This window comes from Bradyrhizobium sp. STM 3557, assembly GCF_045571465.1.
In the GTDB taxonomy this organism is placed as follows: domain Bacteria; phylum Pseudomonadota; class Alphaproteobacteria; order Rhizobiales; family Xanthobacteraceae; genus Bradyrhizobium.
Genome location: NZ_CP120697.1, coordinates 1,726,076 through 1,752,184, shown reverse-complemented (window position 1 = coordinate 1,752,184; position 26,109 = coordinate 1,726,076). Strand labels below are relative to the sequence as shown.

The following is a 26,109-nucleotide window of genomic DNA, read 5'->3' as shown; positions in this document are numbered from 1 at the left end:
ATCCATATCGGTCACGCTGATTTCGCCCTCGTGAACATCCAATCGGAGAAAGCCTGTTTTTGCCCAGGCGTGAGATGGAGTCCATGCTTGGTGCGCCGCTCCAAGATATCTTCAGGCGCCGACGCCCATTCCTCAATCTGAAGGAATTCGGCCTCGCGCTGATAGAGCAAGCCACCGAAATGACGGCCGAGGTCAGCGGGCGCGCGCACGCCTTCGAGCAGCCGGTGCGCGCGGGTGCCATAGAGCCGTGCATAGTGACCGAGCACCTCGCGCGGCAGGGCAGGATAGTCGCGCGCAAGGCTCGCGGCAAACGCATCGAAATCGGCAGATGCAATATCGCCGCCGGGCAATGCAGCACCCGACGTCCACGGGCCGGCCATGCCGGGAAAATAGGGCTTCAATCTCTCGAGCGCGTGCTCCGACAGCTTGCGGAAGGTCGTGATCTTGCCGCCGAACACCGACAGGATCGGCGCGGCCCCATCGGCGTCGTTGAGCTCGAAGACATAATCGCGCGTCACAGCCGACGGGTTCTCGGCATTGTCATCGAACAGCGGCCGGACGCCCGAGAAGGAATGGATGACGTCGGCACGCGTCAGCTGGCGTAGACAATAGCGATTGACAGCACGAAGCAGATAGGAAATCTCGTCCTCGCTCGCCGCGACACGATCCGCCTCGCCACTATAGGGGATATCCGTGGTGCCGATCAGGCACAGATGATCCTGATAGGGATTGACGAAAATCACCCGGCGATCATCGTTCTGGAACAGATAGGCGTGCGGGCCGTCCCAGAATTTCGGCACCACGATATGGCTGCCCTTGACCAGGCGAACGCGGTGGCCCGCGTTCAGCCCGGCATTGCGCCGGAGCACGTCCTCGACCCATGGTCCCGCTGCATTCACGATGGCACGGGCCGCGACGCTGGTGACGATGCCCGCCTGGTCGCGCAGCTCCGCGCGCCAGATCCCGTTCTCTCGCCGCGCCGAGACCAGCGCCGTCCGCGTCAGGATCTCTGCGCGACGGGCGGCTGCGTCGAGCGCGTTGAGCACGACCAGCCGCGCATCATCGACCCAGCAATCCGAATATTCGAAGCCGGACTTGAACTCCGGCTTGAGCGCCCTGCCCGCAAGCTCGTCCGACAGATCGAGATGCCGTGACTTCGGCAGCAGCTTGCGGCCACCGAGATGATCGTACAGCAGGAGCCCGAGCCGGATCAGCCACGCTGGCCGTTGTTCGCGCGAATGCGGCAACACGAAACGCAGCGGCCAGATGATATGAGGCGCCGCGCGCAGCAGCACTTCGCGCTCGATCAGCGCTTCGCGCACCAGGCGGAATTCGTAATATTCGAGATAGCGCAGGCCGCCATGGATGAGCTTGCCCGACCTCGAGCTCGTTCCCTGCGCCAGGTCGTCTCTCTCGCACAAGAGCACGCTGAGGCCGCGGCCCGCCGCATCGCGGGCGATCCCGACGCCGTTGATGCCGCCACCGACGACGAGAAGATCGACCTGATACGTTGACATCACGCCGACGCGATCTTCTTCGATTTGGACGGCGGGTCCTGCACGCCATAGCTGCCGAACGCGTCCGCGGTCTCCTTGATCTCGGCCTCGCTGAGCAGGACCGGTCCGCCGATCGCCAAGGTGAGGTAATATTGCCGTGCAATGGTCTCGAGCTCGACCGCGAGCCACATCGCCTTGTCGAGCGAGGTCCCAACCGCGATCATGCCGTGATTTGCCAGCAGGCACGCGGTCCGCCCCTCCAACGCCTTCAGCGCATAGTCCGATAATTCCTTCGTGCCGAAGCGGGCATAATCGGCGACGCGCACGTTCATGCCGCCAAAAGCCGCCATCATGTAGTGGCAGGCCGGGATTTCCTTGCGCGCGATCGCCAGCACCGTGGAATAGGTCGCATGGGTGTGCACGATGCCGCCGACCTCGGGCCGCGCTTTCATGATGTCGAGGTGAAAGCGCCATTCGGTCGAGGGCTTCAAGGGTCCCTCCCACGATCCATACTCGCCGTTGATCGGCATCGCGGCAACCATCTCAGGCGTCATGATGTCGTACGGCGTTGCCGACGGCGAGATCAGCATGGTATCGCCGTGCCGGGCCGAGATGTTGCCTGATGTGCCCTGGTTCAATCCGGTGGCATTCATCCAGCGGCACTTGTCGATGATTGCTTTCCGCAACTGCAGTTCGGTGTCATCCATGGTCAGCTCCTGACAGCTCAGCAAAGGTGGTGGAGGGATTCTCCATTGAGATATCGCTGCACCTCCAGCGCCGCCGCCCGTGCCGCGATCCTGACGGTCTTGACGGAGGCACCCGCGATATGCGGGGTCAGCGTGACGTTGGGCAGCTGCAACAATGGCCAATCCGGCGGAACGGGCTCGACTGCGAAGGTCTCGATCGCGGCTCCGCGCAAATGATTGGAGGCGAGCGCATCATACAGCGCCTGGTAGTCCACCAGCGGACCGCGCGCAGTGTTGATGAAGAAGCTGCCTGATTTCATTGCAGCAAACTGCGCCGCGCCGATCATCCCCCGCGTTTCCTCGGTCACGCGCGGATGCAGGCTGACCACGTCGGACTGCGCCAGCAGGCGGTCGAGCCCGACCTGCTCGACACCATCGTGCAGGTCTTCGACCGCGAGCTGAACATAGGGATCGCAAACCAGAATGCGGCAACCGAATGCCTTGAGCAGCCGCACCACGCGCGTGCCGACATGACCGTATCCGATGATGCCGACCGTCATCTCCGACAATTCATCGCCGGTGAGGTCGGCGCGATAGAGGTCGCCGCGCCACTCGCCCCGCCGTAGCGTATCGTGACCGCGCGTGATCAGACGGGTCTGGGAGAGGATGACGCCAATGGTGAATTCCGCGACGGCGCTCGCGTTGCGTCCGGGCGTGTTGACGACCTGGATGCCGCGCGCGCGGGCAGCAGCGACATCGATATTGACGGGCCCGCCGCGGGACACCGCGACCAGCTTGAGGCGTGGCAAGCGGTCCATCATCGCGGCCGACAATGGCGCAAGATGAGTGACCAGGATCGGAGCATCGCCGATGAAGGCGACGATATCATCGGGCTGCCCCATATATTCCTTCAGACCATCCATGCCCGCTTTGGCATAGCCATGCTCCATCGGCTCATCGGGCCATGGCTGTTCGAGCGAGCGGATGGCAAGTGCATCGCCGCAGACATCCCGTAGCGCCTCCTCAAACAGACGCGGCAGCATGAAGCGATCTCCGATGATGGCCACTGACTGCGTCATGCATTCGCCTCCCTTGCGTCAGCCAGGGCGGCCCAGACCGGGGGCATGGCTTCACGAACAGAACGATAGATCGGGAACAGCTTGTCATAGAGCACGCGGCGTCCAGGATCTGGTTCAATCGGCGGCCCGAGCGTCGGCGCGACCCACTGATCAGTGCAAGCCGCCAAGCCTTCATAATGGCCAAGACCGATCGCTCCAATCATGGCGGCGCCCGCAGCTCCTGTTTCCTCGCGCATCACCCGCCGCACCGACGCACCGAGAATATCGGCAAAAATCTGCAACAGGCTCGACGAGCGCGCTGCCCCGCCGGTGACGCGAATCTCGCGAGGGATTTTTCCCATCACGCTGTAGCAATCGCGCGCGGCAAGGCCCAGTCCCTCATAGATCGCGCGGACCAGGCCGGCGAAGGTGGTGCTGGTCGACAGTCCCGTGAACTGCGCGCGCGCATTGGCGTTCATGAAGGGACCGCGTTCACCGGCCTGCAGGATATACGGATGATACAGCGCGCTGCCCGGTGTCGCGGCCGCGACGTGCGCGTCGACGCCGGCCAGGAGCGCCTGTCGGTTTGCATCGATCCCCGCCATGGCACAGGCCTGCCGGGCCACCTCGACCGCCCAGTCGATATTGACCGTTCCCGCCATGTTGGACTGGATCTGCGCGTAGAGGTCGGGTCCGGGCAGCGCCATGGTGTAGCCCGAGCAGGCCGGGTTGAGCGCCACCGCGTCGGCACCGACGCTCATCCGCATGTGCATTCCTGTCGAGCCGAGAATGGAGCAGCCGACCTCGCCGCCGACGTCGTAGAGCCCTCCCCCGATCGCCGAACAGACGACATCGACATAGCCGAGCACCACCGGCAAGCCACGCGGCAGACCAGTCGCCGCCGCAGCCGCATCTGTAAGGCGATGATGCGTCCGGGCACCATCCACGATCTCCGGCAGCAGGCGGGCATGATGTGCAATGCCGAGCCGCTCGCCGACTGATGGTGCGTAGCTTCGGCTGCGAAAGTCGCCATACGTGAAGATGGCTTCCGAAGGATCGACGGCACGCACGCCGGTCAGCTTGAAATAGAGCCAATCCTTGCAATGCAGGGCGGTCGCGGCCCGTTCAAGGCGTTCCGGCTGATGCTGCTGCAGCCAGGCGAGCTGGATCGATTGCTGGCAGGCATTCAGGCCGGTGCCGGTGGTCGCATAGTGCGCGGCGTGGTCGGGTCCTGCGACGAAGATCGCCGCCATCTCGGCGGCCCGCGAATCCAGCCAGATCAACCCGTCGCCGATCGGCTCGCCCTCGGCATCGATCAGCCAACAACCATCACCCTGGCCGGTGACGGCCAGACTCGCCACGCGCTCCGCCAGATTCGGGACGATTGCGGCGAGATCGCAAAGCGTCTGTCTGGCATCTTCCCAGGTCCGCAGCATGTCCTGCTCGACGCATCCGCGTCCGAACCGAGTATAGGAATTCGGGCGCGACGCCATCCCGACTTGCGTGCCGTCGAGCGTGAACGCCACCGACTTCAGAACCGAGGTGCCGGCATCGAGGCCGATGATGAGATCGCGTGTCATGCGGCCCGCGCTCCGTGCGCCAGCGCTGCGGTCGTGTCGGGATCAAAGATATGAAGATCCTGCGCCCGCAAGCTATAAGGCACACTCTCTCCGATCGCCGCTCGCACCCGCACATGCGAGACCGCGACCAGCAGCTTGCCCGCCACCGCCAGCGCGATATGACTCTGGTCGCCGAGCCACTGGTTGGAGACGACGCGCGCCGTCTCGGCACTGCCGTTGCCCAGCACGACGCGGTGCGGACGAACGCCGATCACGACCTTGCGCCGATCGCCAATTGCCTGACGCACCTCCGGTGCCAGCTCATTATCGCCGAAACCAAAGCTCGGGCCGTTGTCGAGCGCGAAAATGGTGCGGCCGTCGCTCCGGATCACAGCTGCATCGAACACGTTCATCGGCGGCTCGCCGATGAACGTGGCGACGTAGAGGTTGGCGGGCTTTTCCTTCAGCACATGCTGGGGTGCGAACTGCTGCAGCACGCCGCCTTCCATGACGGCGATGCGATCCGCCAGCGCATTGGCTTCGGTCTGGTCGTGGGTGACGAAGATCGAGGTCATCGCCCGGTCCTTGAGCAGGCGCTTGAGCCGGCCACGCAGCACGGCACGCAGCTGTGGCTCGAGCTGCCCCATCGGCTCGTCCAGCACATAAAGCGCGGCATCACGCACCAGGGCCCGAGCCAATGACGCCCGCTGCTGCTGGCCGCCGGAGATCGCATTGGGGTAGCGGTCGAGGATCGGCTCGATTTCCACCAGCGCGGCCACCTCCTGCACGCGCCGCGACACTTCGCTCGCGGACAGCCGGCCCCGCTTCAGTGCGAAGGCGATGTTCTCTCGCACCGTCAACGGCGGATAGAGCGAGTAGCCTTCGAATGCCATGGCGACGTTGCGCGCGGCCGGCGCCAAACGCTCGATCCTCCTATTCCCCAGCGAGATCTCACCCGCGCTGACCGCCTCGAATCCGGCGACCATGCGCAGCGTCGAGGTCTTGCCACATCCGGACGAGCCGAGCAGCGCGACGATCTCGCCGCGCTCGACGTCCATGCTGAGCGCCTTGACCGCCTGGACGGCTGACCGGCCCCGCGGGTGATAGACCTTGTCAACGGTGCGAAGTGATAGCGATGCGCTCATGAGCCACCTCCCCGTTCTCGGCTGGAATGAAGCGCCGTCCGCTCTCGCGCTCGAACAACAGCAAGGCGTCGAGATCGAGCGCGACATGCGCCGGTCCGGTCCGCCGCGGCTCGTCGCGGTCTCCAGCCTCGGACGCCAGCAGCTCCTCGCCGCCTTGCATGGTGAGCAGTAGCACCGATTTCTCGTTTAGCGGCGTCACCGCCACCAGCTCCACCGCAACCGTGCCGGGCGCCGGTGCGTCGACGAGGCGCAGTGCTTCCGGCCGTAGCCCGAGCAGATAGCGGCCGCCGGCCGCAGCCGAATAGCCTGCGGGCAACCTGATCCGCGAACCGCCCAGGCGGATTTCCGGCGCGCCGTCGACCAACTGCGGCGCGACCTCGATCAGGTTGAGCGTCGGATCGCCGAACAGCCGCGCCACGCCGACATTGGCCGGCTGGGCATAGATCCGCGCCGGCGTATCGCATTGTGCGATCTGACCATCCAGCAGCACGGCGACGCGGTCACCGAGCGCCATGGCCTCCTTGAAGTCCTGCGTCACGTACAGCACGGTCGAGCCGACGCGCTTCAGCAGCGCAGGCAGCTCCAACCGCATTTCGTACCTGAGCTTGGCATCGACATTGCGCAGGGGATCGTCGAGCAGCAGAATATCCGGATCTGCGACCAACGCCCGCGCCAGCGCGGTGCGCTGCTTCTGGCCGTTGGACAATTCACGCGGCGAATGGCCGAGTACGTGGCCGATCTTGAGAAGCTGCGCAACTGCCTGGACCTTGCGCGCGATCTCGCCTGCGTTCGTCTTCCGCGCGGTCAATGCGCTTGCGATGTTGTCGCGTGCCGTCATGTGCGGAAACAGCGCAAAATTCTGGAAGGCCATCCCGATGCCGCGCTTGTCCGGCGGGCTGCCCGAGACGTCTTGGCTGCGGAGGCGAATGGTCCCGGCGTCCGGCGGATAGATACCCGCGATCAGGCGCAACAGCACGGTCTTGCCGGTCCCGGAGGGTCCGAACAGGGTGACGATCTCGCCCTTGTCGACACTCAAGGACAGCCCCTTCAGGACCGCGTCGGTCTTGAAGGTCTTGTGCAGATTTTTGATCTCGATCTGTGCCATATCATTCTACGCCAAGTCAGCCTACGCCAAGTCAGCCCTTGACGGCTCCCAGCGACAGGCCCTCGACCAGCCAGCGCTGCGCATAGAGCGCGAGCAGCAATGTCGGCGTCACCGAAAGCACGATCGCCGCTGCCACCTGACCATACTGAATGCCGGAGGCAGTCACGAACGCCAGCGCCCCGACGGTCACCGGCTGCTTGTCTGCGGAGGCCAGCACGAGCGCGAACACGAAGTTGTTCCAGCAGAAGATGAAGGACAAGAGCCCCGCCGCCGCAATGCCAGGCCCGGCCAGCGGCACGGCGATCTTGAAGAAGGTCCGCAGCCAGGAGTGGCCGGCGATGCGGTAGGCATTCTCGATATCAGGGGAGATATCCTCGAAATAGCCGCGCACGATCCAGAGGATCAACGGCAGCGCGATCAGTTGATAGACCCAGATCAGGCCCGCATAGGTGTCAACGAGACCGAGGTCCTGAAAGTAGAGAGATAGCGGCAGCAGCACCAAGAGCGGCGGCGCGAAGCGAAACGAGAGTAGCGTGAATGCGATGTCCTCGCTGAGCCAGAACTTGAACCGGGCAAAAGCATAGGCCGCCGGCACGCCCAGGATCAGCGCCAGCAGCACGGCAGAGGTCGACAGCAGCACGCTGTTGCCGAGATTGCGCATGAAGGCGATGTCGAGCGAGCCGGCGCTGGTCAGCAGATGGCCGCTGATCAGCGCCTTGTAGTTGTCCAGTGTGGGGACAAAGGTGAGACTGGGTGGAATGCGCAGGATCTGCTCATTGGTCTGGAACGACATCAGCAGGATCCAGACGATCGGGAACAGGAAGAAGGTCACGATCAGCGCCAACAAAACCGCGCGAAGGACGCGTTCAATGATCGAGCTACGGTCCATCTCGTCTGCTCCTCATGCCGAGGCGTGGCTGCGTTCTCGTAGGCGCAGCCAGTTCTTGATGAAAAAGTGCGACAGGACGTAGGTGATCAGCCACAGCACCACCAGCAGCGCGGCCGACTTGCCGACATTGGTGTACTGATAGAACTCGAGATAGGCGCGGACCTGGAACACCAGCAGCGTATTGCCGGGACCGCCCTGCGTCATGGCGTAGATAATGTCGAACTGCTGAATGGCGTCGAGCAGCCGGAACAGGCTCGCGGTGATGATATAGGGCGACAGCATCGGCAGCGTGATCCTGAAAAACACGAACAGCCGGGGAACGCCGTCCAGGGCGGCCGCTTCGAACGGCTGCTGCGGGAGCGAGCGCAAGCCGGCGAGCAGCAGCACCATCATGAACGGGGTGTAGACCCAGACATCGACGAGGACGACGGTGAACAGGGCCGTGGACGGGCTGGAGGCCCATCTGAAATCGGACACACCGGCGAGACTGACGAGATAGGACAGGACGCCGAAATTCGGGTTCGTCATCAGCTTCCACATCAGCGAGGCGATCGCCGGCGCGGTCATCAGCGGCAGCAGCAGCAGGACGGAGATCAAGTTGTTGAGCCGGGTCTGCCGCTGCAGCAGCAGCGCAATGATCAATCCGAACACCAGCTCCACGCCGACCGTAATGGCGGTATAGCGCAAGGATATGCTGACCGTGTTCCAGAACTCGGAATCATACAGCAGATTGGTGTAGTTGCCGAACCAGATGAAGCCCTTCAAGGCCGGCAAATTCAACCGAAACCGCAACGCCGAATAATAGAGCGCGGTGACGAACGGAATCAGAATACCGATGCAAACCAGCAGCGCCGGAAGGCTGAGCAGGTAAGGCAGCCACTCGACGGGACGGCGATCGACGACGCGAATGGGCTCGTCAATGGGCTGGGACGTCATGAAGAAGTCTCCAATGCCCGACCCCGAGGGGCCGGGCGGAGCAACATTGGGTGGAAACAACGCAGGAGATTAGCCGAGGCCCGCTTCCCGCAACTGCTTGTCGATGCTCGCGGCCAGCTGATCGAGCCCTTCGCTGACCGGCACCTCCTTGGCGACCATCTTCTGCAGCGTTTCCGCCCACTGGGTGGTGACGTCGAAGAACAGCGGCTGCGCGGTGAAGTAGATCTTCGCGCCCGGTGCCGAGACGTCATGCTGCTCGAGGTAGCCGGGATAGGACTTGGCGATGCGGTCGCGGAACTCCTGATCCTTCCAGACCGAGGCCCGGACCGGGTTGACGAGGTCCATCTTGCGCGCACCGAACAGGTCGTGCTCGACCGACGTCGCCCATTGCATGAACTTCCAGGCGGCATCCTTCTTTTTGGAGAAGCTGGACATCGCCAGCGACCAGATCCAGACATTTGGCGTCGGGGCTTTTGCAGCGGGGTTGGCCGCGAACGGCGCGTAGCCCAGATTGCCCCTCTCCTTGTTGTCACCGCCATTCTCGAAATAGCCGAGAATATCGGCGTCGAAGATCATCGCCGAGGCACCGGCGCCGAGATCGGTGCCGACCTGATACCAGGTGTAGGTGGACCAGTTCTTGGGGCCGGACTCCCGGATCATATCCACCCACTGCTGGTGGAACGCCTTCGAGCCCGCGGTATTCATCGCCGCCTTGAGCTTGCCGCCGTTGACCGTGAAATCCTTCTCGCCGAAATTGGCATATCCCGAAAGGAAGCCCGGATGGATCGTTGCCCAGGAGCGCGATCCGCGGACGCCGACGCCATAGGGCCCGCCGAGATCCTTGGTCAGCTTTGCCGCCGTCTCCTTCAACTCGCCGAGGTTCTTCGGCACGCTGACCTTGGCCTTGTCGAACATCGTCCGATTATACGTCAGATTGTTGAGCTCATAGCCCCACGGAATGCACCATTGCTTGGCATCCGCCGAGCCGAGCTCGCCGCCGGGCACGCCGTTCCAGGCGGTCGACGCGCGCAAGCCAGGAAGCACGTCGTCCCAGGCGAAATTCGGGTTCGTCTTCTTCGGATCCTTGATGTACTCGTTGAGGTCGACCACCCATCCGGCCGGACCATAAGTCCAGGTCATGTAGGCACCGGTCATGAAGGCGTCGTACTGATCGGATTTCGACGACAGCGCCGCGGTCACCTTGTCGAAATAGACATCTTCAGGGAAGACATCGTAGCTGACCTCGATGCCGGTCAGCTTCTTGAAGTTCTCGAGATCGGCGATCATCGCGTCGGCATAGGGATGCTTGTTGAGCAGCAGCTTGATGGCTGTGCCCTTCTGCGCCTGCCAGTCATAGTCGGCGGCCATCGCCTCGACCAACGACGACCCGAGCAGCAGATTGGCGGTGGCCGCGGTGACGCCGAGTTGGGCGGCGCCGCGCATAAGGTCTCGACGGCTGACACGGCCAGCCGCATAGGCGTCGAACAGAGCCTTAATTCTGTCTGTCATGTTTCACTCCCCTTGCTTTTTTCTGCATTTGGACGCGACGGCCTTTGCCGTTCTTTTTGTCGGGAACAACCGCGCTCCGCTCATCCACGAGACGGCGCGCGGTGAGTTCATCAGTGATCAGCCCTTTCAGAAGTCCGCTGGCCAATGCTGCGCGGATGCCAGCAACCTTGCTCGGCCCGCCTGCGATCGCCACGATGTAGCGGCCGCGCAGATCTTGTGGCGACAGCGAGATCGATCGGCCGGACAATTCGGTTTCGACGATGTTGCCGCCGGCGTCGAAGAAGTGCCCGAGCATCTCGCCGGCGACACCGGCACGCTCGAGCTCGGCGACCTCGTCGGGACGGATCATCCCGGTCTGCACCAGCGATCCGCTCGGACGGGCCTCGCCGATGCCGACCAGCATCAGGTCGGCCTGCCGCGCGAGATCGAATACCGCGGAGACGCCGAGCTGCGCGAGCAGCACGGCGCGGTCCGCCGCGCTATTGGCATAGAGCGGCACCGGCATCAGGTACGCTTCGCTGTCGGTGCGCTCGGCAATGAGATGGATGACGTCGAACGGGCTCGCCGAGAATTTTCGCGTCAGGCCGCCGAGCAGCGAGACGAACTTCACCTCAGACGTCGGCATCGTGGGCAAATGCCTCACCACAGCGGCCAGCGTGCGCCCATGACCGATCCCGACGATCTGGCCTGGGGTGCGCTGCAGAACCGCGTGCAGATAGTTCGCTCCGGAGAATGCCAGGGCTTTGAGCGGCAGGCCGGGCTCGCCAAGATCGGGCGCGACCTGAACCATGTCGAGCTGAAAGCGCTCTTTAAGAACTTCCTCGAACTTGACGCAGTCCGCGACGGCACCATCGACGAAAATGCGAATGAGACCCTCGCGCCCGGCGCGCGCGATCAGCCGGTGAGCCTTGATGGCAGGAATGTTCAGGCGCGACGCAATCTCACCCTGGGTGAGCCCGCCGGCGTAATGCAGCCAGGCCGCACGTGATGCGAGACTCGCATCATCGTCAAACGGCGAAACAGGCCGGTCGCTGGCGCTCACATCTCCACCCTGTAAATTTTTTCATTACAGGTAAAATTTCACAGAGCCTTCAGACTGTCAATCGCTATGCGGCCATATTGCGATGCGAAAATCACCACGCCCCCGCGCCCATGCATGCACGCGGCGGCTTCGCATGCTGCGAATGGAGAACTCGCCGAACAGCTCAGCTGATCAAAAGCTCTATTGCCGGTCGTCGACGAACGTCACCGGCGTGCCCTTGGACACCCGTGCCGCGACACGTTCGGCATCCCAGTTCGTGAGACGGACGCAGCCATGCGATTGCGATTTGGACACCTTTCCGGGCGACGGCGTGCCGTGAATGCCGTAGCCCTCACCTGACAGGTTGATCCAAACGATGCCGACCGGATTGTTCGGGCCCGGCTTGATGGTGAATGGTCTGCGGGAATGAACGTCCTTGAAATGGTAGGCCGGGTTGTAGCGATAGGTCGGGTTACGGTCGATCTCCGTCACCTTCAAGGTCCCGGACGGCGATGGCTTCTCCTCGCTGCCGACGGTCGCCGGGTAGAATCCGATCAGCGCATTTGAATTGTCAAAAAGCTTCACGGCTTGCCGGTTCTTGTCGACCTCCACCTTGGCCGCCTTCTGCGGATTTTGGTCGGCGCCGGTGTCGATCACCACGATGGTTTCTCCGGCGCGGTCGAAATGGCGGCCGGAATTCAACGCCGCCAGCAACTGTTCGCTCATGTGAAACTTCTCGGCCAGAGCTTCGCGCGCACTGGTGTAAGACAGTCTCGGAAGGTCTTTCATCTCCTCCATCTTGGTCGGAAGCTTGTGAAGGAACGGCCCCGCAACGTCCTTATCCGTGATCGTGTAGTCCGCGAGCACCGGACGATCGTCCGTCGTGAGCTTCTTCCAGACCTCGATGTTCACGTCGTCCGCGATCGGCAATTGCTGCGCCTCCTCAAAGGCTCGCAGTGCCTTCTTCGCGTTCTCGCCGAACTTGCCGTCGATCTCGCCGGGCGAGAAGTGGGCCCTGTCGAGCAGGACTTGCAACCTGATCCCCGCCGGCGTCGGCTGCTCGTTCGACAGCGCCTTCTTCGATGGCTCGGCGGAGTTGATCGCTGTCGCATCGAGTCTTGTACCGAGCGCGGGGCTTGTCATGGATGCCAGCACGAGGCCGATGAAGATGCATCTTTGGGAATGAGGCCTCATACCGGCAGGTCCACGTGTCCGAGCCCATCAACCTCGCGCGCGAATGATCACTTCTGGCCCGACGGCGCCTGAGCGTTCGCTTTGTTCGCGTCAGCCTTGTTCGCCTCATGGTGGCCAATGACACAGCCCGCCGCAGCGCCGAGCTTGCCGTGTCCCGCCATATGGCCGGCGACCCCGCCGACGACGGCTCCCTTGATGCAGCCCTTGGCATCCGCGCCGGGCGCATAGGCGAGTGAGATCGCGGCTGCGCATGCCGCCGCCAGAATCCATCTCATGTGCTTTCTCCGTTCGTGAAGGATTTGGAAGGCAACGCGGTCCCGACACAATCCGTTCCGACAGCTTCGTTTGTTGCGCCTGCCGCCATCGCAGATCATCGAAGCCCGGCGGCATCCGGCGCCGGCGGCCCGGGTCTCATTGGCACGAAGCCCGCGGCGACCGCCGCATCGCGCATCGTCGTCAGCGCCGGCGGGCGACCCAGAAGCCGAACAAAAACGCCAGAAAGAGCGAGCGCAGCGGCGCTTCCAGCGTCATTTTCCGCAACTGCTCGGACACACGCGCTGCGGCTGAGTCCGCATTCATTGTCCTTGCTGAGCCGGGCATCCTTCCCGAAGAGCTTCCAAAGCTATCCCCGCTGTCGGCCAGTCCCGAGGCCTCCGTCATTGCAGACGCTTCCTTCATATCCATCCCGTCCTCCCACGCTTCACGCCAGAGCAATCCGCCTCCTGACGTATCGCTCCCGGCTCTTGCCGCCCTGCTCAGTGGCGCCGGCCGAGAATGATCCCGACCAAGAAGGCGATGGCCAACGAATGTAACGGTGCGGCGCGAGCCCATTGAGCCAACCGGTCCAGCGACGCGCCCGGTTGCCGGGCGTCCTCGATGGCGTCGGCTACGGTTCTGGTCGTGGCCTGGACACTGGCTGCAACGGTTTGAACGGCCTCCTTGGCCTGCTCGAGCTTGCCCGGTCCGTCCACTTGTTCGTCTGCACCGCTCATCTCTGATCCCTCCAGTGATTTTGAAACCAATTGACATTGGAAGCTAAGGTTCCAGCCCCGGCGGGAACGCATCCCATGACCTTGGCGTTATGCGTTCGTCGATCCTCCGTTCCTGATCGTTTGCGTTCCGGGAAGCACTTGATGCGGCATCCTTTGCGCGCGCGCCCGACCGCGTCGAAGACGATCGCCATGCGTTTCGAGCGGGATCATGTTCTGCCGTTTGCCGGCTTCAGCCGACGTCTCGGGTCTATGCCGATACTGCTCCTCGTCTCGGCTATGTCAGTCATCGGGCCGCCCACCCGCGCATCCGACGCCGGTGACGCTTCGACGCTGCAGCAGCAGCCCTCGGCCGAAAGCCGCGAACAAAAAGACGAACCGTCTCAGACAAAGAATGATGCCGGGCCGGAGCTGAGCATCCCGTCGGCCGCCCCGAACCTGTGCGACACGCTCGCTATGACGGCGATGACGAACGATCTGCCCATCGACTTCTTCACCCGCCTCATTTGGCAGGAAAGCCGCTTCAAGCCGGACGCGGTCAGTCCGAAGGGCGCACAGGGTATTGCTCAATTCATGCCGGCAACCGCCAGATTGAGCGGTCTCGAAGACCCGTTCAATCCAATCGAAGCGATCGCAAAGTCCGGTCAGCTATTGCAAGGCCTGCGCCGCCAATTCGGAAATCTCGGCCTTGCGGCTGCCGCGTACAACGCCGGACCGGGACGTGTGCGCGACTGGCTTGGCGGCATCCGGACGCTCCCGCAGGAGACGCGAACGTATGTATGGTTGGTCACTGGCCGCTCTCCGGAAGAATGGGCCGCAGAAAAGACCGACCCGGTCGGGATGTCCGCGGCCGAGCTCGTGCCATGCAATCTATCAGCCACCGCTTCGATTGCACCTCATCCGAATACGCCGAAATCCGAAATCGTCAAACCATGGGGAGTGGAGGTGGTCGGCGGACCAACCCCGGCGAAGGCCCTTGCCAGTTACCGTGAATGGCAGCCGAAGTACGCGGCAATCGTCGCGGACCGCGAGCCGCACATTGTTATACGCGGAATCATAGGCCAGATGGGCGCCGCGCGAGTCCGCGTCGGTGAGGACACGCAGGACGGAGCCAAGAGACTATGCGCCGCGCTGAAAGCCGCCGGCGCATATTGTGACGTGATGCGCAATTAACCGCGCCGTCGAACTCGGCTGCCTCCGGCGCCCTTGCCTCCAACCGGCCGCGTACAGCGCTGCGAGAACCGCGACTTCCGTAGATGCCCGGCCTCGCCGCAAACCGCCGCCCCTAGCGGCTGCCGCTCGCGCCAGACCTTCTGCCTTTGGCGCCCTTCGCGTTTCCGATCGGCTGGTTCGGCGGCGCTATGACCACCGGGTGAGAAGGCGCGTGAAGCCGATTTGTGCTGACATCGTCTCTCAGTGCGTTCGTATCCAAACGATCGCCGCGGTCAACGGAATCGCGGGGGTCCGCCGCGGCAGCAGAGGCTGCTGCCATACCAACAGCGGCAATCACCAGCACGAGTGCACCTCTCATCATCGTCGATCGCTCTCAAAACGCAAAGTCGAGCCTTGGACCGACCCGAAGGTCTCTATACCGCCGCACAGCGACATTTGACGTCCGTGCCTCATACAATACGGTCGTCGTGAGCGACAGATTGCTCGTGAAGCCGTATCTTAGCCCGATATCCGCGGAATAGAGCTGATCTTGGCGCCCTCTATTCAAGCCATCGGTGAACCAATAAGCTTCGAACAATGGTGTGCTGACGATCGACCACTTGGGGTCCAGCTTGACTTCGATACCAAGAACGGCGTCGAAGCGCCAACGGCGCGCTTCGGCAAGGTCGGAAAACCTGTATGTCAGCAGCGCAAGCGGCGATAGCGTAACATTGTTGATGCGGAAGTCACGAGCTACCGATCCCATCACATCGTTTGAAATGAAGGCGAGGTCACGATAAACGCCGTCGAAATCATAGCGGTTTTCATAGATGACCGAGACGCGCCAGCCGTCCCAGTTTTCTGTCAGGCGTCCCCCCAGGCGCGCGATGGCTACGTTGCTGTCTTTCTCCGTCGCGAAGGCCTCATATTGCGAACGTGCATAGAGCCGGTAGGATAGATCATTTGTCAGATAGCCGTCCAGCCTGACGCTCAGGTCTGGCTCATAATAGAGGTCCGCTCGGCGGTCGTCGCGGCTGAACAGGGCGTTGTCCGTAAAAGTCGGCGAGATCGAGCCAACCACACTCCAGGCCGGCGTGGAGACACTGCTGTTCGCCATATCGACGAGATTGAGCTCAGCTCCGCAGGCGCCGCTCGCGCCGGCCAAACCGAGCATCGGCAACAGTGCAATCGAGCTTCGCATGGCTCGCCCTCAACGATGCTCATGCTGCAAGCATCGAGAATCATCTCACGCTGAACGCGTGTCTCTTCATACTACTTAATCTTCGGTTGAGTCGCAAGAAGCGCCGCCTCCACGAGACCGCGCTCGCTTGGCCAAGGGGAAATGGAACAGCATGCGGATTTCGACGCGGTCGGATCGGCAGGCTCCCGTAACAGCATAGCGCTGCCGATCTGGCCTAGTAATCCACTGCGTCTCGTATGATCGGGCAGGTCATGCAATGGCCGCCGCCCCGGCCACGCCCCAGCTCCGCTCCAACGATCGTGATCACCTCGATGCCTTGCTTGCGCAGCAAGGTGTTGGTGTAGGTGTTGCGGTCGTAGGCGAACACGACGCCCGGGGATGCGCAAACAAGATTGGCCCCGCTGTCCCATTGCGTTCGTTCTCGCATGTAGGCGTTGCCGCCGGTCTCGACGACACGCAGCTTCTTCAGGCCAAGGGCTTCGGCCACCACGTCAACGAACGGTTTTTCGTCCTTGCGCAATTCGATTCCGGCCGAATTATCGGCCGGTCGATAGGAAAAAGCCGTAATATTGTTGACGATGTCGGGGTAAAGCAGCACGCAGTCGCGGTCGGCGAAGGTGAATACGGTGTCGAGATGCATCGCGGCGCGCAGCTTCGGCATGGCCGCTATGATCACGCGCTCGGCAGCTTTCTTCTTGAACAGGGCCGCGGCGACCTGACTGATCGCTTGCCGCGATGTACGCTCGCTCAGTCCGATCAGGACGTTGCCCTTCCCGATCGGCATCACGTCACCACCTTCGAAGGTGGCAAGGCCGTGATCCCTGGTCGGATCGCCCCACCACACGTTGACCTTGCCGGCAAAATCAGGATGGTACCGGTAAATCGCGGCCGCGAGAATCGGCTCTTCGTGGCGCGCCGGCCAGTACAACGAATTGATCGTGACGCCGCCATAGATCCAGCACGTCGTGTCCCGCGTGTAGAGCGTGTTCGGAAGTGGCGGCAGCAGATATTCCGTCATGCCGGCGGCCTCTCGAATAAGCCTGAGTGTCTCGCCGCCGTGAGCATCGGGAAAGTCGTGGGTCGACACGCCACCGATCAATGTTTCCGCCAGATCGCGTGGCTTGAGACTTTCGAGATAGCCGCGAAGCTCGTCGATGAGGCCCAACCCCACCTGGTCCGGTACGATCTGGTTGTCGAGGATCCACTTCCTCGCCTCCGGAATGGCCACGGTCTCGGTGAGCAAATTGTGCATCTCGACGACGTCTATCCCTCGATCCCGCATCTTCTGCACGAAGTCGAAATGATCGCGCTTTGCGTTGTCCACCCACAACACGTCATCGAAAAGCAGAGTGTCGCAGTTGGTTGGCGTGAGCCGCTGGTGGGCGCGGCCGGGTGAACAGACCATCACCTTTCGGAGTTGACCGACCTCGGAATGAACCCCGAAGGTCTGGGTAGATTCCGTCGCATGCGTCGTCATTGCGATGTCCTTCGAATATCTAGATCGTGATGTAGCCGGTCGCCAATCCATGAATGCCGACCGCCGCACCGAGAATGGCTGCGAGAAACACTCCCCACTCGATCGGCGTAAAAAGGCCCGCCTTCCGCTCCAGTCGCGCCCAGAAATACAGCGCCGTGCCTGGTCCATAGATGATGCAGGACAGCAGCAGGAACTTCATTCCGGCCGCATAGATGAGGAACAGTGTGTAGATTACCGCGATGCCAGCGAAGATCAGATCACGGGTCCGTTCTTTCGGCCGCGTTTCATAGGTCTCACCGGTCCTGTTCATCAGAACGCCGTAGGCAGCGACCAGGAAGAATGGCACCAAGGACATCACGCTCGTCAAGTTTAGCATCAGTGAGAATGCATCGTTCGACCAGTAGGTGCTTACGACGAACAGCTGAACGACGATATTGGTCAGCCACAGCGCGGCCGCCGGCACCTTCTTGGCGTTTTCCGTCGCGAAGATCTTCGGCATGTCCTTGGTTCTCGCCGCGGCGGAGAGCACCTCGGCGCAAATCAGGGACCAGGCCAGATACGCACCGAGCACCGAAACGAGGAGGCCGATGCTGACGAACACGGCGCCCCAATGACCGACAACTGCTTCGAGTGTCGAAGCCATGGATGGCTGGCGCATGTTCGCGATATCGGCCCGCTGCAGGACAGCGTATGGCAGCATGGTGACGAGCACCAACAGTGTTGTGACGCCGAGAAAGCCAAGCACCGTCGCCGTACCCACATGCGACCGTTCCTGGGCGTAGCGCGAGTAGACGCTCGCACCCTCGATTCCGAGGAATACGAAGACCGTCACCAGCATCGTCGCCTGCACCTGCTGGAACAGGCTCTTGTCCGGCATGCCGGTGCCGCCCCAGAAATTTTCCTGAAACAGAGCCGGCTTGAAAGAAAACAGCAGGATGACGATGAACACGAGGATTGGAACGATCTTTGCGATCGTTACAACCGTGTTGATGAACGCAGCCTGTTGGATGCCCTTCAAGATCATGAAATGGAAAAGCCAGATTCCGATCGAGGCGACAACGATCGCTGCGACCGTGTTGCCATCACCAAACACCGGAAAGAACGCACCCAGCGTCGATTTGATCAGGACCCAATAGGACACGTTGCCGACGCAACTTCCGATCCAGTATCCGAGCGCGGAAAGAAACCCTGGATAGTCTCCGAAGCCCGCCTTCGCGTAGGCATAGACGCCGGCATCAATATCCGGCCGGCGCTCCGCGAGAAACTGGAACACCCGAGCCAAGGTGTACATGCCGCCCGCCGCGATGCACCACGCGATCATGGCCCCGAAAGGACCTGTCGCGATACCGAATGTTCGCGGCAAAGAGAAGATGCCCGAGCCGACCATGGAGCCGACCACCATCGCAGTCAGCGCGAATAGCGAGAGCTTCTGGGTCGATGGCGTCGCACTCATCTGACGATCTCAAGACACGAGAGATATATCGGCCGGTCAGTTCGTCCGTGGTCTGCACCATGCGCCTCGCGAGCACCTCCGGATATCGGGTAATCACCTCATCAAAGCGGGGGATTTTCCCTGCTGGGTCTCCGTTTCTCTTCGGAACGATCAGCGGCGGCGACGCACATAAGCTTCTGACGCACGATCCGGTGCTTGCGGCCGCCGAAGCTTCCAGCACCGGATTGGCTCACCCCTGCTCAGTCTTGCGTTACCCGCGGGGATCGGCGAAAGCGACGTGCTAATGTCCTCCCGCCGCCCTCTACAGAGAATCCCTGATTAGCCCACCAGAGAACTGCATCTAGGATCTCCGCTTCAGGGCCGGCCGACACCCGCTATTAGCTCGCGGTCGCGCTCGCTACCGGGAAGGCCACTCCCCCCATGGCTCCGCCGCCGAACGAGGGCGATCAGAAGCTGTCGCGCAACGCGCTCATCGCGCTCGTGATCGGATCGATGGTCGGATCCGGCATCTTCGCATTGCCTGCTGCGTTTGGACGTGCCACCGGTGCGCTTGGAGCGGCGATCGCCTGGACAATTGCGGGCGGCGGCATGCTCATGCTCGCTCTTGTTTTTCAGACGCTGGCCAGTCGCAAGCCTGATCTCGATGCCGGCATCTACGCCTACGCAAAGGCCGGATTTGGGGAGTATATAGGCTTCGCGTCGGCAGCGGGCTATTGGATCGGATGCTGCCTCGCCGACGTCGCCTGCCTCATCTTGATCAAGGCTACGATCGGCAAGTTCTTTCCCATCTTTGGGGACGGAACGACCCCGATAGCAATCGTGTCGGCATCGCTGTTGCTGTGGGGCGTCCACTTCCTGGTGTTGCGAGGCATCAAGGGAGCGGCCGCTCTCAACACGGTTGCAACCGTCACCAAGATCATCCCGATCCTGGTGTTCATTGTCGTGGCCATCTTCGCGATGGATCCTCAGCTTTTCTCGCAGAATTTCTGGGGAACGGAGCAGAACGGTGCGCGCGCCATCGCGACGCAGGTCCGCAGCACGATGCTGCTCACCGTGTTTGTTTTCGTCGGCATCGAGGGGGCAAGCGTCTATTCCCGTTACGCCAGGGATCGGTTGCATGTCGGAGTCGCCACGGTCGCGGGCTTCCTGGCCGTTCTCTCGCTGCTCGTTCTCGTGACGCTCCTGTCCTACGGCATCATGCCACGACAAGATCTCGCGGGCCTGCCCACGCCGTCGATGGCCGGCGTGATGGAGGCCATGGTTGGACGCTGGGGTGCCGTCTTCATCAGCCTTGCCCTGTTGATCTCGGTTCTCGGAAATTACCTCTCATGGTCGCTTCTGGCGGCCGAAGTCGTGCATTCTGCGGCCGCCAACCACACGATGCCCTCCATCCTTGCCAGGGTAAATGTGCATCAGGTTCCTGCGGCAGCGCTTTGGCTTACCAACTGCGTCATCCAGGCATTTCTTCTCATCAGCTGGTTTGCCGAATATGCGTTCACGCTCGCCTTGAAGATGACGAGCACAATGACGCTGATCCCCTATTTCTTTGTTGCGGCTTACGGCTTGAGGCTCGCGCATCTCGGCGAGACCTATCAGCCCGGGGACCGCACTCGCATCGTCGACTGGGTCCGCTCGGCACTGGCAACGATCTACGCTGCAGGCATGATCTATGCGGGCGGCCCCAAGTTTCTGTTGTTATCGGCGATACTCTACACGCCCGGGACATTGCTATACTTTATCGCGCGGCGCGAGCGCAGCGAGACGGTGTTCAAGACGATGGAAGCCGCCCTGTTCACTGCGCTCGCAATCGCCGCATGCACCGGCATCTATGCGCTGGCGGTCGGCGCAATCTCGATTTGATGCCTGCTTCACTCGGGATGTGAGTGAGATCTGCTTCCCCGCCGAATCCGCAGTCGTCTTCTGAGACGACTGCGATGGCAGCATCGCTTGATTTCTCGAAATCGTCCATCGCGAACTCCCCCTCGCACCTTAGTTGCTCGGGAGTCGAGAGGTTCGACAATGGACGACTCCGGAATGTCTGATATTTCCGTTTCCCCGTTAGCGCGCCGAATCTGTCGGCTGGCCTGCTGCCCTCAAGTACAAGCTACTTGGCGATGCAGGTGTCGATAGTCTTGATTGTGCAAACGTCGAGGCCCGTATAGGTCGGATCTTTAGGCGGCGCCTTGCCTTCCTTGACGTCCTTCAAAGCGAACATGGTCTTGTAGCCCATCTCGAACGGACGCTGTCCAACCTGCCCGAGCGACAGCCCTTCCTTCATCTGCTCGATCTGCACCGGCAGCGTGTCGGCGACCACCAAGGCGAGCTCTTTCTTGGCGATCTTGTCCTTGAAAGGCGCGACCGCGGCACGATTGGCGTCCGGCAGGAATTGCGGGAAACCGCCGGTCGGCGTGAACGCGTCCAAGTTCGGGTTCTTGGCCATGGTGTCCTGGAATTGCTGCACCGCCAGCGGGAAGTCGTCATTGGTGTAGAGCGGGCAGCCGTCGATCTCCTTCCAGCCGTTCTGGCCGGTCAGCCGCTCTCCGGGCGATTGGGCGGATTCCTTGCCGGCGAGCGTGTCGCGGATGCCTTTCATGCGCTCGTTGTGGTTGGCCGCGGCTGCGCCGCCGGACTGGATGCAGATCGTGCCGCCCTTCGGCTTGATGGTCTGCACGATCTTGGCGATGTTGACGCCGATCTCGTAGTTATGGGTGCCAATATAGGCGAGGCGCAGGTCCTTGTTTTCGGGCAGCAGGTCGGAGTCCCAGGTCAGCACGGGAATGCCAGCCGCCTTGGCAGCCTGCAGCGCAACCGCCATCGCAGCCGCGTTGGACGGTGATACGGCAATGCCGTCCACCTTCTTTGCGACGAGGTCCTGCACGATCTGCACCTGCTCCTCGCCGCCGCCATGCTCGCCGGGGCCGATATACATGCATTGGAAGGCGCCCTTGGACTCGGCTTCCGCCTTCTTGCAGCCGTCGCGCGCCTGGTCGAAGAACGGGTTGTTCATGTTCTTGGGAACGAGCGCGAAGGTGAGTTTCTGCTGCGCGCAGGCCTGTCCTCCCATCAGCGCGGAAAACGCGACGGCAGCCATCAATAGATGTTTATGCACGTGTCTCCTCCCTGTTGTTGATTCCAGTTTTCCGAACCTTTCTCGTCGCCTCCTAAACGCGCCTCCAGACAATCCACTCGCGGATCGTGGCCACAAGCGATGTTCCGCTCGTCTGCATGCCGAGCAGCACGGCAATGACGATGAACATGCCGACGAAGGCGCCCTGCCAGTTCGAGTCGATGCCGGCCATGAGGAGCGCGTTACGGATCACCTCGAGAAAGGCCGAGCCGATCACGGCACCGAATGCGGTTCCGTAGCCGCCCATCAGGTTGGCACCGCCAATCACGGTGCCGGCGATCACGCGAAGTTCGTAGCCGGTCCCCATCGCGTTGATAGCCGAGCCGCTGTAGCCAAGGAGCAGTAGCGAGGCGATCGAGGCCGTGAACGACGAAAACACATAGGCCTGGAACTTGATCCAATCGACCGACACGCCGGTCAGGCGCGCAGCGTTCTCGTTGGAGCCGATCGCATAGAGATGACGCGCCCAGGCCGTGAAGATGAAGATGGCACCGAGAATGAGGGCAAGTATCACCATCACCCAAAAATGGGACGAGAACTCCGGCATCCAGCGCGGCGCCCAGCCGGCTGGCGCATGCAGGGGCCATTTCGCCTGACCGATGGCCCTGACGATCGGCGCGTCCGGGCCAAACTGGTACAGCATCTGGTTGCCGGACAGCACGACCGCGAGCGAGCGCGCGATCGACAGCATGCCCAGCGTCACGACGAAGGACGGCATGCCGATATAGGCAACGAAGAAGCCGTTGAAGGCTCCGCATGCCAGTCCCGCCAACAGCCCGGCTGCAAAGGCGACGTACCATGAATGGTGCCAGGTCAGCATCAAGCCGGTGACAATGGCAACGAGCCCCATCACCGAGCCGACGGACAGATCGATCCCCCCCGTGATGATGACCACGGTCATGCCGAGGCTCATGATCGCAAGCGGAGCGAAGTTGCGCGTGATGTTCGTGACGTTGTCGGCCGTGCCGAAGGTCGGTTCCAGCCACGTCATGAAGACCACCAGAACAAAGAGCGCAGCAGCCACCCAGAACGCCTGACTGGTCATCACGCGATGGAAGGCGCTCTGCTCGCGGATGTTGACGATATCGGAGATTGCGGCGTGCGTCTCTTCAGTCGCTCCAATGGCACTAAGCTTCACGGATTGCTCCCGTAATCAGCCCGGTGATCTGCTCCGGCGAGGTCTTGGCCGTTTCCTTGTCGGCTACCTTCGAGCCACGCCGGAGCACGATGATACGATCGCAGACGGTGAACACGTCAGGCATGCGATGGCTGATCAGCATCACCGACACTCCGCGAGACTTCAGCCGGCGGATGAGCTCGAGCACCTCGGCCACCTGCCGCACCGAAATGGCCGCCGTCGGCTCGTCCATCAGCACAAGCTTGGCGTTGGACAGCCGGGCCCGGGCAATCGCAACCGCCTGCCGCTGTCCCCCAGACATCTTCTTCACGAGGTCGCGGGGGCGGGTTTCCGATTTGAGCTCGTCAAAGAGCTCGCCGGCGCGCCTGATCATCGACTGCTTGTCGAGGATGCGCAGCGGCCAGAACCCTTTCTTGAGTTCGCGCCCGAGAAAGACGTTCTCCGCAGCCGTGAGGTTATCGGCCAGCGCGAGCTCCTGGTAGACAACCTCGATGCCCTCGGCCCTTGCCTCGATCGGCCTGTGGAAATGGCACGTCTTGCCATCGACGACAATGGCACCCTCGCTCGGCGGAAAATTTCCGGCAATCAGTTTGACCATGGTCGATTTGCCGGCGCCGTTGTCGCCCATCAGCCCGACCACCTCGCCTGCATCGACCGAAAAGCTCACGTCGTGCAGTGCCCGAATGGCACCAAAGCTCTTCGAGATGCTTTGCACGTCAAGCAAAGCCACGCGTTCCCTCCATCGTGCGGTGGCAGCTCTATCCGGCCGCTTCACCCCCTCGATCTACGCAATTGATATTGCACAAATGGAAATCTCGCAACATCTACTTCATGCAACCGGGGATAGCCTTGCCCGCACATTCATTGCGGCCGTCGCCAGAACGCGTGGAAATCGGGCGCGCGGGAAGCTTGGTCGTGCTGCCTGGTGCGATGCCGCGCCGGCGTTCACGAAGAGAGCCGGCCGCCGCGCTTGCTCAGAGTGGCGTTTCCGGTTGCGGCGACGTATCGTAGGCGCCCCAGATACTTTGGTCGAAGTTGATCGTGGCTCCGGTCATCATTCCGGATTCATCACAGGACAAGAACACAACGGCGCGCGCCACCTCAATCGGATCGAGCAACCGGCCGAAGGGTTGCCGGGCGGCGGCTTCCTCGAGCCAGTCCGCAGTCCGGCCATGATGGACCCGCTGCGTGTTGAATTCGCCTTCCGAGGCCATCCATCCAATATTGAGACCATTCACCCGGATACGGTTGCGCAGCAGCGCATGCGCCGTGTTTCGCGTCAGCGTGTCGAGCGCACCTTTCGATGCGCAATATGCCGAAATAAAAGACTGGCCCCCCATGGCCGACATCGACGAGATGTTGACGATCGTGCCCTGCACCTTGTCGCGGCGCATGAGCTTGATCGTGTCCTGCATCAGGAAGAACGGAGCACGCGTATTGACAGCGAAGATCCTGTCGAACAGTTCGGGGCTCGTATCGATGATCGTGCCGCGGCTCGTGTCGCCCGCGGCGTTCACCAGGGCGTCCACGCGCCCGAACGCCCGGTCGGCCTCGGCGACGACTCTGGCGCAGTCCTCGACTTGCGCGAGGTCGGCGCGCACAAAGACGACTGTCGCACCTGTGGCTGCAGCGATCGCCTCCGCTTTCGCGCGGCCCTTCGCCTCGTCACGACCGCACGTGACGATGCCCTTTGCACCACGCTCGGCAAAGAGTTGGGCGATGGCCGCACCAAGTCCCTGCGTGCCGCCCGTGACGATCGCGATCTTCCCATGCATCGAAGCCATATCGAGCTCTCCAACGGCCGGCGTGAGCGCTGTTCAGCTTGCGCACCGCTGCTCGACGCGCCCAAGCACGTCCTGTTCAACCTCATGCGAAATCGCGGACCTCGACCTTCTTGCCGGTCCTGGCGGACTCGACCGCAGCCTCAGCGAGCACGAGGGCGCGATAGCCGTCGTCGAAAGTCGCCTGGATCGGCCCGCCATCGCGAATGGCGGTGATGAATGCAGCGATCTCGGCGCGATAAGCCTCGGCGTAGCGCTCGATGAAGAAGTTGAGGTAGGGCTCGGCCGCATCAGTGGTGGTTGAGCCGTAAAATCTCAGCTCGTGCGCCTTCTTGTTGTCGGAGATGAGCATCCCCTCGCTGCCGAACAGCTCGATCCGCTGATCATAGCCGAAAGCTGCGCGTCGAGAGTTATTGATGTGGCACAGCTTTCCATCAGCAGTGCGCATGACCACCATGATGGAATCGAAGTCGCCAAAATCAGATCCGATGGTGGGATCGACCAGCGCGCTGCCGGTCGCGAACACCTCGGTCGGCTCGTCGTTCAGCATGAAACGCGCGACGTCAAAATCGTGGATCGTCATGTCGCGGAAGATCCCGCCCGAAACCGCAACGTAACCTCGCGGCGGCATCCCCGGATCCCGCGACGTGACGACGACCTGCTCGAGTTTGCCGATCTTGCCTGCGGCACAGGCCTCGCGGGCGGCGCGGTGTCCGGGATCGAAGCGGCGATTGAATCCGATCTGAATTGGCACGTTACAGCCTTCGATAGCCTTGCGGCATGCCCGTACCCGATCGAGGCTGAGATCAATCGGCTTCTCGCACAAAATCGCCTTGCCGGCCTTGGCCGCGAGTTCGATCAGATCGGCATGCGTGGCGGTCGACGTCGCAATCAGAACCGCGTCGGCCTTTTCGATCGCGTCTTCCGCACTGGTAGCCACCCTGCAGCCGATCGCTCTGGCGACCGCCTCGGCAGCAATTGTGTTCGGATCGAATACCGTCTCCGGGCGGGCCCCATCCGTCGCGGCGAGATTCCGGGCATGCATGACGCCGATGCGGCCACATCCGAGCAATGCGAATTTGATCGCCAACATTTCCCTCCCGTCGATCAATGCTTGATTTTGTTGCAAGATTTATTGCAAACATGCAAAATTGTCAATAATTGTTCTGCAATGGCCTTTTAGGGCGGACGTC

General features: G+C 62.0%; 24 protein-coding genes. 2 read left to right on the top strand and 22 right to left on the bottom strand.

Annotated features, from left to right (window positions below):
* Positions 1 to 11: 11 nt before the first annotated feature.
* From P6U24_RS07940 to P6U24_RS07875, 14 genes are all read right to left on the bottom strand, one after another.
* A complete protein-coding gene (locus tag P6U24_RS07940) occupies positions 12 to 1,517 on the bottom strand; it encodes a glycerol-3-phosphate dehydrogenase (protein WP_407158590.1) in 1,506 nt (501 codons plus the stop codon).
* Entirely contained in the window at positions 1,517 to 2,203 is a 687-nt protein-coding gene (locus P6U24_RS07935) for a class II aldolase/adducin family protein (protein ID WP_407158589.1), read from the bottom strand. Before P6U24_RS07935 ends, P6U24_RS07940 begins: the two co-directional genes overlap by 1 nt.
* A gap of 17 nt (positions 2,204 to 2,220) precedes the next feature.
* Positions 2,221 to 3,261, bottom strand: coding sequence for a 2-hydroxyacid dehydrogenase (locus P6U24_RS07930; RefSeq protein WP_407158588.1), 1,041 nt, complete (start codon positions 3,259 to 3,261; stop codon positions 2,221 to 2,223).
* The gene (locus tag P6U24_RS07925; RefSeq protein ID WP_407158587.1) at positions 3,258 to 4,820 is read right to left on the bottom strand and encodes an FGGY family carbohydrate kinase; all 1,563 of its coding nucleotides are present in this window, start codon (positions 4,818 to 4,820) and stop codon (positions 3,258 to 3,260) included. The genes P6U24_RS07930 and P6U24_RS07925 overlap by 4 nt, the downstream gene beginning before the upstream one ends.
* Entirely contained in the window at positions 4,817 to 5,944 is a 1,128-nt protein-coding gene (locus tag P6U24_RS07920) for an ABC transporter ATP-binding protein (RefSeq protein WP_407158586.1), read from the bottom strand. Before P6U24_RS07920 ends, P6U24_RS07925 begins: the two co-directional genes overlap by 4 nt.
* Positions 5,913 to 7,049 (bottom strand): ABC transporter ATP-binding protein, encoded by a 1,137-nt coding sequence (locus tag P6U24_RS07915; protein ID WP_407158585.1) that lies wholly within the window; start codon positions 7,047 to 7,049, stop codon positions 5,913 to 5,915. The genes P6U24_RS07920 and P6U24_RS07915 overlap by 32 nt, the downstream gene beginning before the upstream one ends.
* 31 nt (positions 7,050 to 7,080) lie before the next feature.
* Positions 7,081 to 7,938 (bottom strand): carbohydrate ABC transporter permease, encoded by an 858-nt coding sequence (locus P6U24_RS07910; RefSeq protein WP_407158584.1) that lies wholly within the window; start codon positions 7,936 to 7,938, stop codon positions 7,081 to 7,083.
* A 12-nt stretch (positions 7,939 to 7,950) separates the two neighbouring features.
* The gene (locus P6U24_RS07905; RefSeq protein WP_407158583.1) at positions 7,951 to 8,874 is read right to left on the bottom strand and encodes a carbohydrate ABC transporter permease; all 924 of its coding nucleotides are present in this window, start codon (positions 8,872 to 8,874) and stop codon (positions 7,951 to 7,953) included.
* Positions 8,875 to 8,943: 69 nt separating this feature from the next.
* The gene (locus P6U24_RS07900; RefSeq protein WP_407158582.1) at positions 8,944 to 10,383 is read right to left on the bottom strand and encodes an extracellular solute-binding protein; all 1,440 of its coding nucleotides are present in this window, start codon (positions 10,381 to 10,383) and stop codon (positions 8,944 to 8,946) included.
* On the bottom strand, positions 10,367 to 11,425 hold the full coding sequence (locus P6U24_RS07895) for a sugar-binding transcriptional regulator (protein ID WP_407158581.1): 1,059 nt from the start codon (positions 11,423 to 11,425) through the stop codon (positions 10,367 to 10,369). The genes P6U24_RS07900 and P6U24_RS07895 overlap by 17 nt, the downstream gene beginning before the upstream one ends.
* Positions 11,426 to 11,605: 180 nt before the next feature.
* A complete protein-coding gene (locus tag P6U24_RS07890; protein ID WP_407158580.1) occupies positions 11,606 to 12,547 on the bottom strand; it encodes a L,D-transpeptidase family protein in 942 nt (313 codons plus the stop codon).
* 98 nt (positions 12,548 to 12,645) lie between these two features.
* Complete coding sequence (locus P6U24_RS07885; RefSeq protein ID WP_407158579.1) at positions 12,646 to 12,873, bottom strand: hypothetical protein; 228 nt, start codon at positions 12,871 to 12,873, stop codon at positions 12,646 to 12,648.
* A gap of 181 nt (positions 12,874 to 13,054) precedes the next feature.
* Complete coding sequence (locus tag P6U24_RS07880; RefSeq protein WP_407158578.1) at positions 13,055 to 13,282, bottom strand: hypothetical protein; 228 nt, start codon at positions 13,280 to 13,282, stop codon at positions 13,055 to 13,057.
* Positions 13,283 to 13,353: 71 nt separating this feature from the next.
* Positions 13,354 to 13,590, bottom strand: a complete 237-nt coding sequence (locus tag P6U24_RS07875; protein ID WP_407158577.1) for a hypothetical protein — start codon at positions 13,588 to 13,590, stop codon at positions 13,354 to 13,356.
* A 141-nt stretch (positions 13,591 to 13,731) separates the two neighbouring features.
* On the opposite strand from P6U24_RS07875, the gene P6U24_RS07870 reads away from it, so the two are divergent.
* Entirely contained in the window at positions 13,732 to 14,760 is a 1,029-nt protein-coding gene (locus tag P6U24_RS07870; RefSeq protein WP_407158576.1) for a lytic transglycosylase domain-containing protein, read from the top strand.
* Between the two features lie 373 nt (positions 14,761 to 15,133).
* Here the strand turns inward: P6U24_RS07870 and P6U24_RS07865 are convergent, their stop codons facing one another.
* The 3 genes from P6U24_RS07865 to P6U24_RS07855 form a co-directional block, all read right to left on the bottom strand.
* A complete protein-coding gene (locus tag P6U24_RS07865; RefSeq protein ID WP_407158575.1) occupies positions 15,134 to 15,940 on the bottom strand; it encodes a hypothetical protein in 807 nt (268 codons plus the stop codon).
* A gap of 214 nt (positions 15,941 to 16,154) precedes the next feature.
* Positions 16,155 to 17,417, bottom strand: coding sequence for an arginine deiminase (gene arcA / locus P6U24_RS07860; RefSeq protein WP_407160384.1), 1,263 nt, complete (start codon positions 17,415 to 17,417; stop codon positions 16,155 to 16,157).
* A 19-nt stretch (positions 17,418 to 17,436) separates the two neighbouring features.
* Positions 17,437 to 18,870, bottom strand: coding sequence for a basic amino acid/polyamine antiporter (locus tag P6U24_RS07855; protein WP_407158574.1), 1,434 nt, complete (start codon positions 18,868 to 18,870; stop codon positions 17,437 to 17,439).
* Between the two features lie 420 nt (positions 18,871 to 19,290).
* On the opposite strand from P6U24_RS07855, the gene P6U24_RS07850 reads away from it, so the two are divergent.
* On the top strand, positions 19,291 to 20,730 hold the full coding sequence (locus tag P6U24_RS07850; RefSeq protein ID WP_407158573.1) for a basic amino acid/polyamine antiporter: 1,440 nt from the start codon (positions 19,291 to 19,293) through the stop codon (positions 20,728 to 20,730).
* A 244-nt stretch (positions 20,731 to 20,974) separates the two neighbouring features.
* On the opposite strand, the gene P6U24_RS07845 is transcribed toward P6U24_RS07850, so the two are convergent.
* The 5 genes from P6U24_RS07845 to iolG all read right to left on the bottom strand — a co-directional run bounded on the left by P6U24_RS07845 (position 20,975) and on the right by iolG (position 26,009).
* Positions 20,975 to 21,979 carry a substrate-binding domain-containing protein gene (locus P6U24_RS07845; RefSeq protein ID WP_407158572.1) on the bottom strand — a complete coding sequence of 335 codons (1,005 nt, stop codon included), beginning with the start codon at positions 21,977 to 21,979 and terminating at the stop codon, positions 20,975 to 20,977.
* A 52-nt stretch (positions 21,980 to 22,031) separates the two neighbouring features.
* On the bottom strand, positions 22,032 to 23,135 hold the full coding sequence (locus tag P6U24_RS07840; RefSeq protein WP_407158571.1) for an ABC transporter permease: 1,104 nt from the start codon (positions 23,133 to 23,135) through the stop codon (positions 22,032 to 22,034).
* Positions 23,125 to 23,865: an ATP-binding cassette domain-containing protein gene (locus P6U24_RS07835; RefSeq protein WP_407158570.1), complete on the bottom strand. Its 741-nt coding sequence runs from the start codon at positions 23,863 to 23,865 to the stop codon at positions 23,125 to 23,127. Before P6U24_RS07835 ends, P6U24_RS07840 begins: the two co-directional genes overlap by 11 nt.
* A gap of 244 nt (positions 23,866 to 24,109) precedes the next feature.
* On the bottom strand, positions 24,110 to 24,919 hold the full coding sequence (locus P6U24_RS07830; protein WP_407158569.1) for an SDR family oxidoreductase: 810 nt from the start codon (positions 24,917 to 24,919) through the stop codon (positions 24,110 to 24,112).
* A gap of 82 nt (positions 24,920 to 25,001) precedes the next feature.
* Positions 25,002 to 26,009 carry an inositol 2-dehydrogenase gene (gene iolG, locus P6U24_RS07825; RefSeq protein WP_407158568.1) on the bottom strand — a complete coding sequence of 336 codons (1,008 nt, stop codon included), beginning with the start codon at positions 26,007 to 26,009 and terminating at the stop codon, positions 25,002 to 25,004.
* Positions 26,010 to 26,109 lie beyond the last annotated feature (100 nt).

Bases quoted from the DNA above. Each gene is read 5' to 3' on its own strand.
- iolG (WP_407158568.1), bottom strand. From the start codon at position 26,009: ATGTTGGCGATCAAATTCGCATTGCTCGGATGTGGCCGCATCGGCGTC.
- P6U24_RS07940 (WP_407158590.1), bottom strand. From the start codon at position 1,517: ATGTCAACGTATCAGGTCGATCTTCTCGTCGTCGGTGGCGGCATCAAC.
- P6U24_RS07855 (WP_407158574.1), bottom strand. From the start codon at position 18,870: ATGAGTGCGACGCCATCGACCCAGAAGCTCTCGCTATTCGCGCTGACT.
- P6U24_RS07925 (WP_407158587.1), bottom strand. From the start codon at position 4,820: ATGACACGCGATCTCATCATCGGCCTCGATGCCGGCACCTCGGTTCTG.
- P6U24_RS07830 (WP_407158569.1), bottom strand. From the start codon at position 24,919: ATGGCTTCGATGCATGGGAAGATCGCGATCGTCACGGGCGGCACGCAG.
- P6U24_RS07890 (WP_407158580.1), bottom strand. From the start codon at position 12,547: ATGACAAGCCCCGCGCTCGGTACAAGACTCGATGCGACAGCGATCAAC.
- P6U24_RS07865 (WP_407158575.1), bottom strand. From the start codon at position 15,940: ATGCGAAGCTCGATTGCACTGTTGCCGATGCTCGGTTTGGCCGGCGCG.
- P6U24_RS07870 (WP_407158576.1), top strand. From the start codon at position 13,732: ATGCGGCATCCTTTGCGCGCGCGCCCGACCGCGTCGAAGACGATCGCC.
- P6U24_RS07930 (WP_407158588.1), bottom strand. From the start codon at position 3,261: ATGACGCAGTCAGTGGCCATCATCGGAGATCGCTTCATGCTGCCGCGT.
- P6U24_RS07885 (WP_407158579.1), bottom strand. From the start codon at position 12,873: ATGAGATGGATTCTGGCGGCGGCATGCGCAGCCGCGATCTCACTCGCC.
- P6U24_RS07875 (WP_407158577.1), bottom strand. From the start codon at position 13,590: ATGAGCGGTGCAGACGAACAAGTGGACGGACCGGGCAAGCTCGAGCAG.
- arcA (WP_407160384.1), bottom strand. From the start codon at position 17,417: ATGACGACGCATGCGACGGAATCTACCCAGACCTTCGGGGTTCATTCC.
- P6U24_RS07910 (WP_407158584.1), bottom strand. From the start codon at position 7,938: ATGGACCGTAGCTCGATCATTGAACGCGTCCTTCGCGCGGTTTTGTTG.
- P6U24_RS07900 (WP_407158582.1), bottom strand. From the start codon at position 10,383: ATGACAGACAGAATTAAGGCTCTGTTCGACGCCTATGCGGCTGGCCGT.
- P6U24_RS07920 (WP_407158586.1), bottom strand. From the start codon at position 5,944: ATGAGCGCATCGCTATCACTTCGCACCGTTGACAAGGTCTATCACCCG.
- P6U24_RS07915 (WP_407158585.1), bottom strand. From the start codon at position 7,049: ATGGCACAGATCGAGATCAAAAATCTGCACAAGACCTTCAAGACCGAC.
- P6U24_RS07935 (WP_407158589.1), bottom strand. From the start codon at position 2,203: ATGGATGACACCGAACTGCAGTTGCGGAAAGCAATCATCGACAAGTGC.
- P6U24_RS07880 (WP_407158578.1), bottom strand. From the start codon at position 13,282: ATGGATATGAAGGAAGCGTCTGCAATGACGGAGGCCTCGGGACTGGCC.
- P6U24_RS07905 (WP_407158583.1), bottom strand. From the start codon at position 8,874: ATGACGTCCCAGCCCATTGACGAGCCCATTCGCGTCGTCGATCGCCGT.
- P6U24_RS07850 (WP_407158573.1), top strand. From the start codon at position 19,291: ATGGCTCCGCCGCCGAACGAGGGCGATCAGAAGCTGTCGCGCAACGCG.